Origin of the sequence: Pseudoalteromonas sp. K222D (genome assembly GCF_017653575.1) — a bacterium.
In the GTDB taxonomy this organism is placed as follows: Bacteria; Pseudomonadota; Gammaproteobacteria; order Enterobacterales; family Alteromonadaceae; genus Pseudoalteromonas; species Pseudoalteromonas nigrifaciens.
Map to the genome: position 1 here is coordinate 17220 of NZ_JAGGDL010000023.1, position 17549 is coordinate 34768.

The 17549-nt window shown below is 40.7% G+C and carries 13 protein-coding genes and 1 tRNA gene; 5 read left to right on the top strand and 9 right to left on the bottom strand.

Going from position 1 to position 17549, the window contains the following annotated elements; all coding sequences use genetic code 11:
- Window positions 1-173 precede the first annotated feature (173 nt).
- Entirely contained in the window at window positions 174-794 is a 621-nt protein-coding gene (locus J5X91_RS12050; RefSeq protein WP_011327357.1) for an AhpA/YtjB family protein, read from the top strand.
- On the opposite strand, the gene J5X91_RS12055 is transcribed toward J5X91_RS12050, so the two are convergent.
- The 4 genes from J5X91_RS12055 to prfC all read right to left on the bottom strand — a co-directional run bounded on the left by J5X91_RS12055 (window position 761) and on the right by prfC (window position 6071).
- Window positions 761-1528, bottom strand: a complete 768-nt coding sequence (locus J5X91_RS12055) for a TatD family hydrolase (RefSeq protein ID WP_011327356.1) — start codon at window positions 1526-1528, stop codon at window positions 761-763. The two genes, J5X91_RS12050 and J5X91_RS12055, sit on opposite strands and share 34 nt — an antisense overlap.
- A gap of 21 nt (window positions 1529-1549) precedes the next feature.
- Window positions 1550-2188, bottom strand: coding sequence for a pyridoxamine 5'-phosphate oxidase (gene pdxH, locus J5X91_RS12060; protein ID WP_011327355.1), 639 nt, complete (start codon window positions 2186-2188; stop codon window positions 1550-1552).
- A 493-nt stretch (window positions 2189-2681) separates the two neighbouring features.
- Window positions 2682-4424 (bottom strand): arginine--tRNA ligase, encoded by a 1743-nt coding sequence (gene argS, locus J5X91_RS12065; protein WP_086997856.1) that lies wholly within the window; start codon window positions 4422-4424, stop codon window positions 2682-2684.
- A 57-nt stretch (window positions 4425-4481) separates the two neighbouring features.
- On the bottom strand, window positions 4482-6071 hold the full coding sequence (gene prfC / locus J5X91_RS12070) for a peptide chain release factor 3 (RefSeq protein WP_011327353.1): 1590 nt from the start codon (window positions 6069-6071) through the stop codon (window positions 4482-4484).
- 366 nt (window positions 6072-6437) lie between these two features.
- Here prfC and J5X91_RS12075 point away from each other — a divergent pair, with 366 nt between their 5' ends.
- Complete coding sequence (locus J5X91_RS12075) at window positions 6438-9104, top strand: ATP-binding protein (RefSeq protein ID WP_208834925.1); 2667 nt, start codon at window positions 6438-6440, stop codon at window positions 9102-9104.
- 65 nt (window positions 9105-9169) lie between these two features.
- On the opposite strand, the gene rimI is transcribed toward J5X91_RS12075, so the two are convergent.
- From rimI to J5X91_RS12090, 3 genes are all read right to left on the bottom strand, one after another.
- A complete protein-coding gene (gene rimI / locus J5X91_RS12080) occupies window positions 9170-9637 on the bottom strand; it encodes a ribosomal protein S18-alanine N-acetyltransferase (RefSeq protein WP_208834934.1) in 468 nt (155 codons plus the stop codon).
- Window positions 9624-9944, bottom strand: a complete 321-nt coding sequence (locus tag J5X91_RS12085; protein ID WP_182683801.1) for a hypothetical protein — start codon at window positions 9942-9944, stop codon at window positions 9624-9626. Before J5X91_RS12085 ends, rimI begins: the two co-directional genes overlap by 14 nt.
- A gap of 65 nt (window positions 9945-10009) precedes the next feature.
- A tRNA-Trp gene (locus tag J5X91_RS12090) sits at window positions 10010-10086 on the bottom strand.
- A gap of 680 nt (window positions 10087-10766) precedes the next feature.
- On the opposite strand from J5X91_RS12090, the gene J5X91_RS12095 reads away from it, so the two are divergent.
- Both J5X91_RS12095 and J5X91_RS12100 read left to right on the top strand, forming a co-directional pair.
- The gene (locus J5X91_RS12095; protein WP_011327349.1) at window positions 10767-11339 is read left to right on the top strand and encodes a TetR/AcrR family transcriptional regulator; all 573 of its coding nucleotides are present in this window, start codon (window positions 10767-10769) and stop codon (window positions 11337-11339) included.
- Between the two features lie 66 nt (window positions 11340-11405).
- Entirely contained in the window at window positions 11406-12836 is a 1431-nt protein-coding gene (locus tag J5X91_RS12100; protein WP_011327348.1) for an MDR family MFS transporter, read from the top strand.
- A gap of 85 nt (window positions 12837-12921) precedes the next feature.
- Here J5X91_RS12100 and guaA read toward each other — a convergent pair whose 3' ends face one another.
- Entirely contained in the window at window positions 12922-14499 is a 1578-nt protein-coding gene (gene guaA, locus J5X91_RS12105; RefSeq protein ID WP_011327347.1) for a glutamine-hydrolyzing GMP synthase, read from the bottom strand.
- A 105-nt stretch (window positions 14500-14604) separates the two neighbouring features.
- The gene (guaB, locus tag J5X91_RS12110; RefSeq protein WP_011327346.1) at window positions 14605-16074 is read right to left on the bottom strand and encodes an IMP dehydrogenase; all 1470 of its coding nucleotides are present in this window, start codon (window positions 16072-16074) and stop codon (window positions 14605-14607) included.
- A gap of 136 nt (window positions 16075-16210) precedes the next feature.
- Here guaB and xseA point away from each other — a divergent pair, with 136 nt between their 5' ends.
- Entirely contained in the window at window positions 16211-17545 is a 1335-nt protein-coding gene (gene xseA, locus J5X91_RS12115) for an exodeoxyribonuclease VII large subunit (RefSeq protein WP_089367813.1), read from the top strand.
- Window positions 17546-17549: the final 4 nt, after the last annotated feature.

Consider the following 17549-nt stretch of genomic DNA (forward strand, 5'->3'; position numbering starts at 1 on the left):
GGATTCTCCGTGAATTTTTTTGTTATCCTGATAGCTACTTACAAAATGTTAAATATATTACTTGCGCTAAATTCGCCATCAGGTGGGGTTTAAGGTTATAGTATACCCAAACAACTTGGGTATAGCATTTGTAACATCAAATCAAAATGCTGTCAGTAGTATATACGGTGACTATGAAAAATAACCATCTTAAAAACCCTATCACTGCCTCACAAAAAAAACGCTTAGTGCGTTTATTGCTTGCTACTGCCTGCTTAATATTACTGAGCTGGGTGGGCATTAATAGTAGTTTTCAAAGCCATCAATTACTTTATGACAGTGCCGATAGTACGGCAAAATCGCTCACCAAATTTATGGCATTAAATGCTAAAACCCCGTTAATTGAAAAAAACAAACCGCAACTTAATGCATTATGTAACAACATAAGCAAAGATGAATTTGTACTTTCAGCCACAATTTACGACCAGCAAGGCATGCTTATAGCCAGTAGCGATAATTGGCAATCGCTGCATGTTAGCGGCCAGCTATCTGAATCAACTCCTGGTGTTAGTAAACTTAAAACACCGTTTATAGAGCCCGTGGTAAGTGACGACGACAGACCTGTTGGTTTTGTATCTATTACTTATTTAACCCGTGCGGCAGTTACATCTAGCCACAATCATTTTCATGACTTAGGTCGCCAAGTATTATTAATGTTGGTAATTGCATGTATTTTTACTTGGCAATTTGGCCGTGGCTTAAAAATATGGCAGGTTAATCGCTATATACAAAAAACATCACAGCATGAGTCGTAAAGCTCTGTAGCTAGTTGCTCTTTGTGTTGTTTGGGCTTTAATTCACACAATACATCAAATACCCGCACTATTTGCAGCGGCGTATTGATCTCCCCTTGATAACCACATAGCGGCATTGATGGCGAGTCGGTTTCAAGCACTAGGTGCGATGTATTTATATTGGCAATTACATCGCGCGTTTTAACCGCTCGCGGGTAGCTAATAACACCGCCTACACCGAGCTTAAAACCTTGCTTAATATAATATTGAGCTTGTTGAAGTGATCCCGAAAACGCATGAATAACCCCTCCATACTTAGGCTTACAACGCTTAAACGACTGCGCTATTAAATCATGGCTTTGCCTATGATGCACAATTAACGGTAACCCTAGCTGATTAGCCAGTGCTATTTGTTGTTCAAATAAAAAGGTTTGTTTGGAGAGGTTTTCAATACTTCGATCTAGACCGCATTCGCCAATTGCCACCAGCTGGTTTTTATTGGCCGTAGCAAATGTAAATAGCAGCTCTATATGGGACTCTTGATGCTGATTTAAAAAGTAAGGATGCAGTCCTGCAGCTATTTTTACGCCTGCAAAGTTAATTTTAAATTCAAGTAATGCACGCGATTGGGCCAAACTAATACCGGGCACCACAAACTGCTCAACTCCCTTTGCTACACACTCGCTAATGAGTGACTCGCGGTTTGAGTCAAACTCTGTAAAGTCGAGGTGGCAATGAGAGTCAATAAATTGCATTGTTACTTACTCATCGATTTATTAAGGATTTAAGCGTGTAATTTGCCAGCTGTTGTCTGCTTGGCGCTGATACATAAAGCGGTCGTGCAGGCGGTGTGCCCCACCTTGCCAAAACTCAATTTTTTGCGGTACAACACAATAGCCCCCCCAAAAGTCAGGTAAAGGAATTTCACCTTTAGCAAACTTGTTTTTCATATTGGCAAAGGTTTCCATCAACACTTTACGCGATGAAACTGGGCGACTTTGTGCTGATGCCCACGCTGCTAGCTGGCTTTCTTTAGGGCGAGATAAAAAGTACTTAGCCACCGCAGAAGTAGGTAAAGGTTTAGCCTCGCCATACACAATTACTTGGCGTTCCATAGGGTGCCAAGGAAAGTGCAGCGATATTTTATTATTACCTTTAAGCTCCTGCGCTTTGCGCGAACCTGTATTAGTAAAAAACACAAAACCATCATTATCTAAATGCTTAAGCAATACAATGCGCTGCGAAGGCTGCCCGGTATCATCAACTGTCGCCACTACCATAGCGGTTGGATCAGGTAAATTACTTGCTACAGCGTGCTCAAGCCAGGTTTCAAACTGTTTAAACGGATCATCAAGCAAGTTATCTTCGCTTAACGCGTTTTGCAGGTATTCACGACGGATATCTTCGAGTTTCATAATAAATCCTTTAAATAAAGCGTTAGAAAAGAGCTTAGAGTAACGAGCTTAAATAGTGATGCTAGTAACAACAAACATCAAGCTTTAGGTACATTCGATACCGGTAAACACAAAATTTTTAGTGTATGCGATAGCAACAAACATCAAGCTTTAGGTATATTCGATAGCAATAAACACAGAGTCTCAGGTGTATCGTTGGGTTTCGTTTCATTCAACCCAACCTACGGTGTAAAGCGTTACATCTGCAAGTGTAGGAGTGCTAGCAAGGCGGTAGAACTATTTATGCCAAGGAGCATACGGTTTGTATGTGACTTAGGCTAAATAGTTTTATCAACGCAGCTAAAGCGAACTACACAACTCAGATATCTGCAAGTGCAGGAGTGCTGACAAGGCGGAGTGCTTTTTTATGCCAAGGAGCATACATTTAGTATGTGACTTAGGCTAAATAGTTTTATCAACGCAGCTAAAGCGAACTACACGCAGCAGAAGGTGATTACATTTGCTCCATGACTTCAATGCCAAGTAAGTCCAATCCCGTTTCTAATGTTTTAGAAACCAAATTACATAACACTAAACGGCTATCACGTACGTTTGGCTCTACGCCTTCTTTAAGTACTGGGCAGGCTTCGTAGAACGTCATGTATAAGCTTGCTAGTTCATATAAGTAACCACATAGTACGTGTGGTGTGGCTTCAGTGATCATTAAATCAAGTACTTCTTCAAGCTGCAGTAACTTAAGCGCTAGCGCTTTTTCTTGCGGCTCTACGATAGTAACGTTTGAATTTAGTGTAGCTGCATCAACGCCTGATTTACGAAAAATACTGCGTATACGCGTATAGGCATATTGTAAGTAAGGTGCTGTTGCGCCTTCAAAGCTTAGCATGCTGTCCCAGTTAAAAATATAATCACTGGTGCGGTGCTTAGAAAGGTCGGCATATTTAACTGCGCCAATACCTACTTTGCGGGCAATTTCGCTGCGCTCTTGCTCTGATAAATCAGATTCACGCTCGGCTAATTTTATTGCTGCGCGATTAATCGACTCTTCGAGTAAATCGGCAAGTTTAACTGTGCCACCGGTACGGGTTTTAAATGGTTTGTTGTCGGCGCCCATCATGGTGCCAAACGGGCAAAACTCATAGCTAGTTTCATCGCGTAAAAAACCAGCCTTACGTGCTGTAAGCTCTACTTGGTTAAAGTGCAGGCTTTGGCGCGCATCAACAAAAATTAAGATACGATCGGCACCCAACTTATTTGAGCGGTAATCACATGCGGCTAAATCTGTAGTTGCATATAAAAAGCCGCCACCCGATTTTTGTACAATAAATGCCGATGGTTCGCCATCTTTGTTTGCTAGTTCATCTAAAAATACAACCTGTGCGCCTTGCGACTCCACGGCAATATTTTTATCTTTTAATAAACTAATAATGTCATTTAGCTCAGCGTTGTATGCGCTTTCAGCCATAATATCAGCTTGTGTAAGCGTTACATTTAAGCGCTTATATACTTCTTCAGAGTGCTTAACTGAAGTGGCAATAAAAAGCTTCCACAGTTTTTCACAATGCGCGTCGCCGCCTTGTAATTTAACTACATAATTACGTGCTTTGTCGGCAAAGCCTTCTTCATCGTCAAAACGTTTTTTAGCGTCGCGGTAAAAGGTTTCTAAATCGGCAAGTGCTACTGTATCTAAATCTACGCCTTGGCTAATTTGATCTTCTAAATGCGCAATCAACATACCAAATTGTGTGCCCCAATCACCCATGTGATTTTGACGCACAACGCTGTCGCCTCTAAATTCAAGCGCACGCACAATCGCATCACCAATAATGGTTGAGCGTAAATGGCCTACGTGCATTTCTTTAGCAAGGTTTGGCGATGAGTAATCAACAACCACTTTTTGTGGATTAGCGTGTTCATTAACCGCTAATTTTGCATCACTGTTCGCCGCTTTAACGCTTTGTGCTAAAAATTCAGGCTTTAAATGAATATTTATAAACCCTGGGCCGGCAATTTCAGTTTTTTCGGCAATGTCGCTTACATCTAGGTTATCAATAATTTTTTGCGCAAGCTCTCGTGGGTTGCTTTTCATTTTTTTAGCCGCGCCCATGGCTGCATTAATTTGGTAGTCACCAAATTGTGGACGAGTACTTTGTGTAACTGCTGGGTTAGTATCTGCTGGTAAGCCTACAGCTGTCATAGCGGCAATGGCTTTTTCTACTAAAATAGTACGAATGTTCATATTTTTTACCTTAATAAGCCCGCCAAAGCAGGCTTTTAAAATTTTACTAAGCTGGCTTTAGTTTTCGCGTGTATGGCTAAAGGTGACTTCTGGGTAGCGCTCTACTGATAAATTAAGGTTTACACGGCTTGGCGCTATGTAAGTTAAATTATCGCCGCCATCTAAGGCTAGGTTGCTTTCACATTTACGCTTAAAGTCTTCAAACTTTTTAACGTCGTCGCTGCTTACCCAGCGGGCTGTATTTACGTTAACCCCTTCGTAAATTGCATCTACGTTATATTCTGCTTTTAAGCGCGCTACAACCACATCAAACTGAAGTACACCTACTGCGCCTACAATTAAATCGTTGTTTATTAGCGGTCTAAATACCTGTACAGCACCCTCTTCTGAAAGTTGCACTAAGCCTTTTAATAACTGCTTTTGCTTAAGCGGATCACGTAAACGAATACGGCGGAATAATTCCGGTGCAAAGTTAGGAATACCACTAAACTTAAGCTTTTCACCTTGGGTAAAAGTATCACCTATTTGAATCGTACCGTGGTTATGTAAACCAATAATGTCGCCAGCGAATGCATCACCTGCGCGCTCACGATCGCCAGCCATAAACGTAACCGCATCAGAAATACTTACTTGTTTGCCAATTCGCACATGATTCATTTTCATGCCTTGGCTGTATTTACCCGACACTATGCGCATAAAGGCAATTCGGTCGCGGTGTTTCGGGTCCATATTGGCCTGAATTTTAAATACAAAGCCAGTAAAGTTCTCTTCAGTGGCAACTACTTGGCGGTCTTCTGTTTCACGTGGCAATGGCGTTGGCGCCCATTTAGTTAAGCCGTCAAGTACATGGTCAACACCAAAGTTACCTAGTGCTGTACCAAAATAAACTGGCGATAGTTCGCCGGCTAAAAACAGCTCTAAATCAAATTCATTGGATGCGCCAATAACCAGCTCTAGCTCATCGCGTAATTGCGCGGCAAGATCGTCACCAATAGCATCAACCAGTTCTGGGTTATCTATCCCTTTAATGGTGCGCACGTCTTGAATTTTATGACCTTGGCCGGTTTTATATAAAACCGCTTCATCGTTATGAATATGATAAACACCTTTAAAGCCTTTACCGCTACCAATTGGCCAAGTAATTGGCGCACACGCTATTTTAAGCTCGGTTTCAACTTCGTCAAGCAGCTCCATTGGGTCGCGTATATCACGGTCACATTTATTCATAAAAGTAACAATTGGCGTAGTACGCAGGCGTGTTACTTCCATTAATTTACGCGTACGGTCTTCTACACCTTTGGCCGCATCAATAACCATTAAGCACGAATCGACTGCTGTTAGGGTACGGTAAGTATCTTCTGAGAAGTCTTCGTGTCCAGGTGTGTCGAGCAGGTTAACCAAGGCGTTTTTATACGGAAACTGCATTACTGAGGTAGTAACAGAAATACCACGCTCTTTTTCCATGTCCATCCAGTCAGATTTAGCATGCTGGTTAGAGCCACGGCCTTTTACTGTACCGGCTTTTTGGATAGCTTGTCCGAATAAGAGTACTTTTTCGGTGATGGTGGTTTTACCCGCATCTGGATGCGAAATAATCGCGAAGGTACGTCGTTTATTAATTTCACTGAGGAGATTTTGCTCTGCCATTAAAAAAGTTCTTTTAGTTTGAATACGGACATTTATGTATGCTGACGTTTCAGAGCTAATATTGCTCAACCCCGAAAGCTCAACACACCCTAGGAAGAACCCAATTTGGCTCCTCACACGCGATCCGTTATGTTAATCGTAATTGAAGACTATTTTCGCTGATCTTCACTCTATAAACAATCAATGCTTAGTTATTAACTGATTCTTTTTTTATTAACTCTCCCAGAGCGCGTATTTACTCAATTATTGTCCTAAATTGTGCTTAGTTATAAATATTACCAGCACAATAAACAAACGCTAAGCTTGAGTAATATAGCTGTAAAACATATTATTACTAACATTACATGGAGGATGTGTTGTTTGGTAATGAAAACCAGTAAGTTAAGCATTAGGTTATTATGGTATATAACGCCGTTAGTTATACTTCCGCTGTTATTTTTAGGTGGTTTTACGCTAACTAATGTAACCAACTCAACACAAAAACAAGCTGATTTAATTATGAGCCGGTTTGTTGAACAACAACAACAAAAAGTATTTAACTATATTGACTCATTTCAATCCACTGCCAAGCTATTATCCACCTCACCCGTATTGAACGATTTTTTAGCTAACGATTTACATGCTGATGGTGGCTACACCTATCGCCTAGGTGCGTTAATGGATGTGTTTGCCAGTTATAGCGAGGCCTATCCCGATATTATTAGCATTAACTTAATGTCGGTAAATGGCAAAAGCGATGCCTACTACTCAAGTAATTTAAGCATAGCGCCAAAATCGTATCCTTTTTTTGACAAAGTACAGCAAAGTAATTTAAGCCAACAGCAGTTTATGATGCAAAAAGCAGATGGCACCACCAGCTTGTATTTTATTCAGCGTATTTATAGCATTGACTACTATCTTAAGCGCCCACAACAGCTTGGTTTTATCGTGCTGCATATCGACCCTTCCATTCTTAACACCAGTATTTTAGAAGCCCCTTACAACAACACTCTCAACTTACTCGTTAGTAATGAGGGGAAAATTTTATTTAGTTCCGATTATAATATTCGTGGCCAATACATTAGTGAATTTGAGCTCAACCAAGTACATAACTTAGCCGACATTGGCTCTTTATCAACCATAGAGCTTTCGAGTATAGATAAAATAGAGCGGATGATTTTTGCGGTGCAAATGAGCGGTGGTTATTATGTATCGACTATTCCTAAAGCCGTTTTGTATCAATCGGGTAAGGCTATTAGCTTAATTACCGGCTTAATTGTTATTATTTCGGTTATTACGCTGCCAATACTTATTTTTATTGTAGTGCGTAATTTATTACTTAATCCTATTGAGCTATTAGGTGCAGCTAGCCACCGTGTAGGTGATGGCGATTTAGGTGTTTCACTGCCCGCGCACACCGATGATGAAGTAGGCATATTGTTTAACGACTTTAATCACATGGTTAATCAAATTAGGCATTATCAAGAGCAGTTAGAAGAATATAAACATCACCTCGAAGACAAAGTAGAAAGCCGTACCAAAGCGCTAGAAACCATGAACAGCCAGTTAGAGCTTGCGATTGGCCAAGCAGAGCAAGCAAATCAACTTAAAAGTCGCTTTTTGGCTAATATGAGCCACGAAATTCGTACCCCACTCACGGCAATAATGGGCTTTACCGAACAGCTTTTACATAACGATAAAATCACCAACAACAAACAGCATTTAAGCACCATTTTACGCAACTCTAAGCATTTACTAGAGTTAATAAATAACATTTTAGATTTGTCTAAAATTGAAGCCGAAAAAATTGCTGTAGAGCAAGCTCCACTAAATGTAGTGCGCTTAATGCACGACATTGAGTCAATTATTGAACCGCTGGCACAACAAAAAAAGCTAAAGCTTAGTATTAATTATCAACTCCCGTTACCACACACTATAAACAGCGACGAAACCCGCTTAAAACAAATACTGATCAACATTGCCAGCAATGCAGTTAAGTTTACCGAGCAAGGCCATGTATCTATAACGGTTCATTACCTAGCAAGCCAAGAGCTGATGTTTGTAATACAAGATAGCGGAATTGGTATGGTTGAAAGTCAAATTAAGCGCTTATTTACTCCTTTTGAGCAAGCAGACGCTACCACAACCCGTCGCTTTGGCGGCACCGGGCTTGGGCTATGTATTTCAAAAAATTTAGCACAACGTCTTGGCGGTGATATAACCGTTAAAAGTGAATTAGATGTAGGTAGCTGCTTTACTATAATCATAGCCTGTAATTTACAAACGCCATTAGCCGATAACCTGTTTTTAGAGCAATCCAATCAACTCATTCCAGAAAAAGATCCGCTGCTTTCCTTCGCTAGTAATAATTTTGATGCACATATTTTAGTGGCCGAAGATAACCCCGATAATCAATTATTAATAAAGCTGCTGCTGCAAACTTGGGGATTAGAGCCCGACATAGCAAACAATGGCGCTGAAGCGGTAGAAATGGCGCTAGTAAACGACTATCAGTTAATTATTATGGATATGCAAATGCCAGTAATGGGTGGCCTAGAAGCGACTAAAATATTACGCCATGCTGCATACGACGGCCCTATAATCGCACTCACTGCGAATGTAATGAACCATGACGTAGACACATATATTGCTGCAGGATGCGACAAGGCTCTGGCGAAACCTATAGATAAAGATGCCCTAGAAAGCGTATTAGTAAGTTACCTACACCTTGAAAAAGACAATCAAAATAAATGGGACGACATACTCAAAAGTGAAAAATTCCAACAAATAAATGCAAATTACGTCGCTAACCTGCCAACTTATTTAGATGAAATAAAAAGCTTACAATTTTCGGGTAACTTAGTCGCATTACGCGCATTAGCACATAATATAAAAGGCAGTGCTGGGTGTTTTAACTTTGATGATATTTATCACTGTGCTGCGCGTTTAGAAGATCATTTAAAAAGCGATAGCAAAGCCGCGTTAAACGAATTAACAGCTAACTTAATTAACGCTATTGAGCAGGTTATTAGTGAGCAAAGTAAGCCGGTATAAGTTATCGGCTTACTGCAACAATATTCTTTATACAGTTATCACTGCAAACTCTTCACTACAAAATATTATTGAAAGTTTAAGCCCAGTGCCATGCCCATTAAAATAGCGTCTTCAAATCCGTTTTTAGCAGGATTGTCGCTTGGGTAATAGTTTTTACGCACTGACATTTCTATAAAGCCTGCATTTTCGTAGAGCTTTATTGCGGGGATATTTGATTCGCGTACTTCTAAAAATAAATTTTCAGCATTTTGCTGCTCACCATAATCAATAAACTGGTTCAGTAGCTGTTTTGCAATGCCTTTTCCTTGCTCGCTTGGGGCAACGCAAATATCCATCAAGGTAAAGTCGGGCCCGGCCTTTTCGCCAATATAAAAACCTACCATGGTACCGCCGTTAAACGCTGCTAAATTAAAATAGCGCCCACCAATACATGAGCTCATGGTATTTAACGTCCACGGGTGGCTGTGGCATGCGGTTTCTATAGCCATTAATTGCGGTATAGCGGTTGCGTCTACTGATTTAAAGTTTATCAAGATGGTCACTCATTAAAGCCCATAAAGCACGTTTATCGGCAGTACTGAGCTGTGAATTTGTTAAAACTAACTGATCGCCATGTAATTGCAGTTCCGTGCCTTGTATTACACTATTGATGGTAATGGGGGCTATGGCACGCTTTATATCTGCAAATAACTGGCTTGTGAGCGAAATAGGCTCAGGCGCGACGCTGTCTGCTTTAGTGTCAGTTGCTTTATTATTTATTGGCTGGTTATTAACCGTTTGATAATGCTGATTTAATTCGAGGTTTTCTATACCAAAAACAGCTGCGTAACGTGAATGCATAACGACTCGATGAAATTAGTAAGTAAGGTAATATAAGAAGTAATAAATTCGATGTAAAGAAGAAATGGCAGGGGCGGAGAGATTCGAACTCCCAACCGTCGGTTTTGGAGACCGCTGTTCTACCAATTGGAACTACGCCCCTGCAATACCGACGAATTATAGAGACCTTTGGCCAAAGGTAAAGAAAAAAATCATCTTTTTGGTTTGATTGCCTTTTAAATAAACAAAACGACGAATTAGCAGGCTAATTCTTCATTTTTTAATTACTTAGACTCAGGCAAATATTAATAGCCGAGCACTAAATTAATTATTTTTACGTTTTGTGAATAAAAATATAATAGCAATAAAGTGCTGTCGCTTACTTTATCTCACTGTGCTGATACTACTATTTGTTGTGGTTCAATAAAACTAGGCACTAATTTAGATAGTTTGCTAATAACTTACTGATAGCTTGCTGATAATTTGCTGATAATTATTAGATGGTTTCTAGGCAGCTTTTAGATACTTTTTAAATAGTTTTTACAATTTGAATAACTCAAGCTCCCTGCCTTACTAATTTTAGCATGCTCTTAAATCTTCGCTATTCCCTTTAAACTTGCTCTTGTAGCTAAATTATCACCTTCAAACCATATTGATAAGAACAAAGCGTACTATTCCGCCCCCCTTTGGCTATCGCCTTTTGGCGCATTTTTAGAGCCATGCTGGTGATAATATTACCGGTTACACAAAATAAAATGTAAAGCCGATAGCATTGACACAGAGTCGATTCCTCCTTACCATTGAAATAATAGACCAGTCGTTATAATTTGAGGTGTTTTAGTTATGAGTGAAAAAGTAAAGCCGAAAGACGTTCTAATTGAGACGGCATCACGCTTATTTAGAGTGCGCGGATATTGCGGAGTGGGCCTAAATGACATAATTGAAGAAAGTGGCGTACCTAAGGGCTCCTTGTATTACTACTTTCCAAAAGGCAAAGAGCAGCTGGCGACTGCTGCAATTAACAATACTAAAAGACTTGTTATGGAAGATATTCAAAAAAACTTTGCGGGTGTATCCAATCCAATAGATGCTTTTCAAGCTTATGTTTATGAATTATCCAGAGTGTTTGGACAAGGCGGAACCCCTCTTGGCTCTCCAATTGGCACTATTGCTGGAGAAAAACATTCCACTAGTGAACCTATTCGCTTGGCGTGTGAAGCGACCTTTAAAAGTTGGCAATCTATTTATACTGAAAAGTTTCTTGAAGCAGGCTACACAGAGCAACAGTCCACAAGTTTAGCTACTGTTTTTCATGCGCTAACTGAGGGCGGTATTCTCTTAGCTTTAACAATGAAAACGGGCAAGCCGCTTGAAACAATAGCAGAGCAAATTCCCTCATTGCTTATTAAAAAGTAAATTTAAAAAGTAAATAAAGTATCAATCAACACAGATCAATTTAGTTAATCAGCGAAGAGAGTTTTAATGTCTACAATTGCATATGAACAAGATAAAACAGTTATAAGACCAGTCCCTATTCTAATATCCTTTTTAATTGCCGGATTCATTGGCTTATTTAGCGAAACGGCTTTAAATATGGCACTTGGCAATTTAATGAGTGAATTAGATGTTGTTTCCTCTACCGTGCAGTGGATAACAACAGGTTACTTACTGACTATGGGGATCCTCATTCCCGTTTCTGCACTATTAATACAATGGTTTAGTACTCGGCAATTATTCGTTGCTTCGTTACTTTTTTCGATTATTGGGGCGATAGTTTCCGGTATAGCCCCCTCTTTTAGTGTTTTGCTGTTAGGTCGTATTATTCAGGCAATCGGAACCGGTTTATTAATTCCCTTAATGTTCCATACAGCCCTCATCATTTTCCCTGTTCATAAAAGAGGCACTATTATGGGGTTAATTGGCCTTGTTATGATGACAGCACCGGCTGTTGGACCAGCTACTTCGGGGCTAATTATTGAGCTGTTGAGCTGGAATTGGATTCTTTGGTTACTCATTCCGTTTCTTGTTTTTTCATTAGTATACGGGCTGGCTTATGTGCAGAATGTTTCTGTTTTGAGCAAGCCTAAAATAGATGTACTGTCAATTTTGTTATCGACTGTCGGGTTTGGTGGCATTGTATATGGCTTTAGTATTGCAGGTGAAAAAGGATGGGGGAACTTACTAGTAATTAGTACCATTATAATTGCGCTAATCTCTCTTATTATATTTTCGTTAAGACAGTTTAAACTCGATAAACCAATGTTAGATTTACGTACTTTAAAATATCCAAAGTATACTTTAGGTTTATTGAGTGTATCTGCCACATTCATGATTATTTTATCAACCATGATTCTTTTGCCTTTATATTTACAAATTGGCCTTGGATTAACTGCGCTTACTGCTGGCCTTGTGCTTATGCCAGGTGGAATAATAAATGGTGCTTTGTCTCCGATCGCGGGGCGTATATTTGATAAGTTTGGCTCTAAGTGGCTACTTACACCTGGCTTTATTATTATGATTATTACGCTATGGAATCTGTCGAATGTAACCACAGAAACCTCTATTGCAATGGTTATCTTTTTGCATTCATCTCTCATGATTGGCGTAACATTAATTATGATGCCTGCGCAAACAAACGGTTTAAATGAGCTCCCCAGAGAACTATATGCTGACGGGACCGCTTTAATAAACACTTTACTGCAAGTATCTGGCTCAATTGGCACCGCCTTGGCGATTACAATCATGTCGGCTTCTCAAAATAGTTTTTTGGAAAACGTTGCTGATCCATCAGCGCCCTCTGCAGTAAGTAGCTCATTAACAGCGGGTGTACAAACAGCGTTTATTTTGGGAATTGTACTTGCGATTAGCGGGTTAATTATGTCGTTCTTTATAAAGTCATCTAAAAATACTTAAAGTAATATTAGCAACAAAAAAGCCCATGAAATCATGGGCTTTTATTTTTATATACTGCTAATACTAGCTAGTAGCTAACGCGCGATTATTCCCACTCAATAGTTGCAGGTGGTTTACCCGAAATATCGTAAACAACACGCGAAATACCATCAATTTCATTAATGATACGGTTTGAAACCACACCTAAAAATTCATATGGTAAATGTGACCAGCGCGCGGTCATAAAGTCGATAGTTTCCACGCAGCGCAGTGATACAACCCAATCGTATTTACGCGCATCACCCATAACCCCTACCGATTTAACCGGTAAAAACACAGTGAACGCTTGGCTTACTTTATGGTAAAGCTCTGCTTTGTGAAGCTCTTCGATGAAAATAGCATCGGCGCGACGCAGTAAATCACAGTATTCTTTTTTAATTTCGCCAAGTACACGCACACCTAAACCTGGTCCAGGGAAAGGATGACGGTAAAGCATATCGTACGGTAAACCTAGCTCTAGGCCAATTTTACGTACTTCATCTTTAAATAACTCACGTAGTGGCTCAACTAGGCCCATTTTCATGTCTGCTGGTAATCCGCCCACATTGTGGTGCGATTTAATTACGTGTGCTTTACCGGTGGCAGATGCCGCAGATTCAATTACGTCTGGATAAATTGTACCTTGCGCTAACCATTTTGCATTTTTAAGCTTTTTAGCTTGCTCATCAAATACATTAATAAACGTGTGGCCAATGGCTTTACGCTTATCTTCTGGGTCTGACTTACCAGCAAGGTCATTTAAAAATTGCTCTTCGGCTTCAACTTTAACAATGTTTAGGCCAAACTTATTACCAAACATGTCCATAACTTGCTGGCCTTCGTTTAAACGAAGTAGGCCGTTATCAACAAATACACAAGTTAGCTTTTCGCCAATTGCACGGTGAATAAGCATAGCCACAACCGATGAATCAACACCGCCCGAAAGACCTAAAATAACTTCGTCATCGCCAACCGTTTCTTTAATGCGCTCAATGGCATTATCGATAATTTTTGCTGCAGTCCATAATTTTTCACAACCACAAATATCAATAGCAAAACGCTCTAATAAACGCTGCCCTTGATGTGTGTGCGTTACTTCTGGATGAAACTGTACGCCGTAAAAGCGTTTTTCTTCGTTCGACATTGCCGCATGCGGACACGTAGATGTTTTAGCTGTGGTTTTAAAGCTTTGTGGAATATCCATTACTTTATCGCCATGGCTCATCCATACATCTAGTACGCCATTGCCGCCGTCGGTGATATGATCTTCTATCGCATCAAACAACGCACAATTACCCACTTTTTCTACTTGGGCGTAACCAAACTCTTTTTTATCAGAGCTGTGTACACTGCCGCCAAGCTGAGCTGCCATAGTTTGCATGCCGTAGCAAATACCTAGTACTGGCACACCAGCATTAAATACATATTCAGGAGCGCGTGGGCTGTTTTCAAGTGTTGTCGACTCTGGGCCACCAGAGAGAATAATACCTTGTGGGTTGAACTCGCGAATTTGCTCTTCGGTCACATCCCATGCCCACAGTTCACAGTAAACACCAATTTCGCGCACACGACGGGCAATTAATTGAGTGTATTGTGAACCAAAGTCTAAAATGAGAATTCGTGAATCGTGAATGTCTTTGCTCATGGAGTATCTCGTAAAGTCAGATGCTAAATAATGCTACTGATATAGTGAGTAGCTATTTAAAAAGGCTAGTAAAACTAGCCCATAAATTGATGTAATTACGGCTGATTAGCCTAAACGGTAGTTAGGTGCTTCTTTAGTGATTTGCACGTCATGTACATGCGACTCACCCATACCAGCTGAAGTAACACGTACAAACTGTGGTTTGGTGTTTAGCTCTTCAATAGTGGCACAACCGGTTAAGCCCATTGCGCTGCGCAGGCCGCCCACTTGCTGATGGATAATCGTTGCAATAGGACCTTTGTACGCTACGCGACCTTCAATACCTTCTGGTACTAACTTGTCGGCTTCGTTTGACTTTTGGAAGTAACGATCTGATGAACCTTCTTTTTGATCCATCGCGCCTAACGAGCCCATACCACGGTATGATTTGTAGTAACGGCCTTGGTAAAGCTCTACTTCGCCAGGTGCTTCTTCAGTACCAGCAAGCAAAGAGCCCACCATTACACACGATGCACCAGCAACAAGTGCTTTTACAATATCGCCAGAAAAACGAATTCCGCCATCGGCAATTACCGGAATATCACGGCCTTTTAAGCCATCAACAGCATCTGAAATAGCCGTAATTTGTGGCACACCACAACCCGTAACAATACGCGTAGTACAAATAGAACCTGGGCCTATTCCTACTTTAACCGCATCAGCTCCAGCGTCTGCAAGCGCAACAGCGCCTTCTGCTGTTGCTACGTTACCAGCAATAATTTGTAAGTCTGGGTATTCTTTGCGGGTTTTCGCAACGCGGTCAATAACACCTTGAGAATGGCCGTGCGAAGTATCGATAAGTAATACGTCAATACCTGCTTCTACTAATGCAGCAATACGCTCATCAGTACCTGCGCCAACACTCACAGCAGCACCTACACGCAAACGACCTTGGTCGTCTTTACAGGCATCTGGTTTTTCTTGTGCTTTTTGGTAATCTTTTACGGTGATCATGCCCTTTAGTTTAAACGCATCATCAACCACAAGAATTTTTTCAATGCGGTGTTCGTGCATTAAGCCTAAAATCTCTTCGCGCGCAGCACCTTCGTTTACAGTAACTAGCTTGTCTTTTTTAGTCATAACAGTAGAAACAGGCTGTTCAAGCTTAGTTTCAAAGCGCATATCACGCCCTGTTACAATACCAACAAGATTGTTATCGCTATCGGTTACTGGAAAGCCCGAAAAACCTTTTTCTTGCGACAGCTCAAGTGCATCTGCAATGGTTAAATCGGCAGTTACTGTAATAGGATAAGTAACAATACCCGCTTCATAGGTTTTAACTTTACGAACGTTTTTCGCTTGTTCTGCAATAGTCATGTTTTTATGAATAAAACCAAGACCACCTTCTTGCGCAAGGGCAATAGCTAAACGAGCTTCGGTAACAGTATCCATAGATGCTGAAACAAGCGGCAAGTTAAGTTTGATTCCACGCGTTAAGCGAGTTGAAATATTTGCCGTATGTGGCAAAACAGTAGAATGACCAGGTACTAAAAGTACGTCATCAAAGGTAAGAGCTTCTTTAGCGATTCTAAGCATTTTGGCAACTTCTCACATGGTGGATCTAAGATAAGGAATTGCGGCCAAATTTTAACAGCGTTGCTGGCACTAGTAAATCATATTTTGTAAATATTTATGATAAACTAGGGTTATAAATAGTTTTTGGTAGTTTTTTATGTTTTCGAAGCCTTTGCAAACGATTTACACCGTGTCACGCCTTAATAGAGAAATACGCGCCCTACTCGAGCAAGGCTTTGCCTCGCTGGTACTAACTGGCGAAATTTCGAACTTTATTACTCCGGCATCTGGGCATTGGTATTTTTCGTTAAAAGACGATAAAGCACAAATAAAAGCAGCCATGTGGCGCGGCAATAATCGTAACCAAAGTTACCGACCCATTAACGGTGCGCAGGTAACGGTAAAAGCGCGCGTTTCACTTTATGAACCACGCGGCGACTATCAACTTATTGTTGAACATATGGAACCTGCTGGCGAAGGACAACTTAAGCAAGAGTTTGACGCCCTAAAAATGCGCTTAGCCGCCGAGGGGCTATTTAGCTCGGTTTATAAAAAACCTCTACCGCAAAACATTAACCGTATCGGGGTAATAACCTCTGCAACTGGCGCGGCCATAAAAGATATTTTAACCGTACTAAAACGCCGCGCACCGCAGTTAGAAGTTATTATTTACCCTGCTATGGTGCAAGGTAAAGACGCACATCTGCAGTTAATTAAACAAATAGAGTTGGCTAATATTCGCAGCGAAGTAGACGTGCTTATTTTGGGGCGTGGTGGCGGCTCTTTAGAAGATTTATGGTGTTTTAACCATGAGCAACTTGCACGCGCTATATTTAATAGCCAACTACCTATTGTGAGCGCGGTAGGCCACGAAATCGACACCACTATTAGCGACTATGTAGCCGACGTACGTGCAGCTACGCCTTCTGCGGCGGCAGAGCTGGTAAGCCCTAATACGCAAGAGTTACATAATAAAGTAACTCAGCTAGTTAACCGTCTTGCTAATGCGTTTAAACACGATATGAGCGAAAAGCGCGCTCAAGCATTACAACTACAGCACAGGTTAAATTTATGTCATCCGCGTAATCAGTTAAATCAAAAAGCGCAGCGCTTGGATGAGCTAAGCATTGCACTACAACAAGCTATGCGTAATAGTTTATATCAACAAGAGCGCACCCTTAATAATTTAACGCCTAGATTAATGCGCCAATCACCCGACAAAAAGCTCACTCAAGCAAGTCACCAACTCGCACAATTACAAACTCGGCTTAACCAAGCAATACAGCAGCAATTACAGCAAGCTAATAACAGCTTAGCACTGCAGGCAAGTCGCCTAGATTCGGTAAGTCCACTTAATGTATTAGCGCGAGGCTATAGTATTACAAAAACAGATAAGCAAAAGGTGGTTAAATCGGTAGCGGATGTAAAAGTCGGAGATACTTTAATTACTGAACTGGTTGACGGCACGCTACACTCGCAAGTACTAAGTTAGCAGC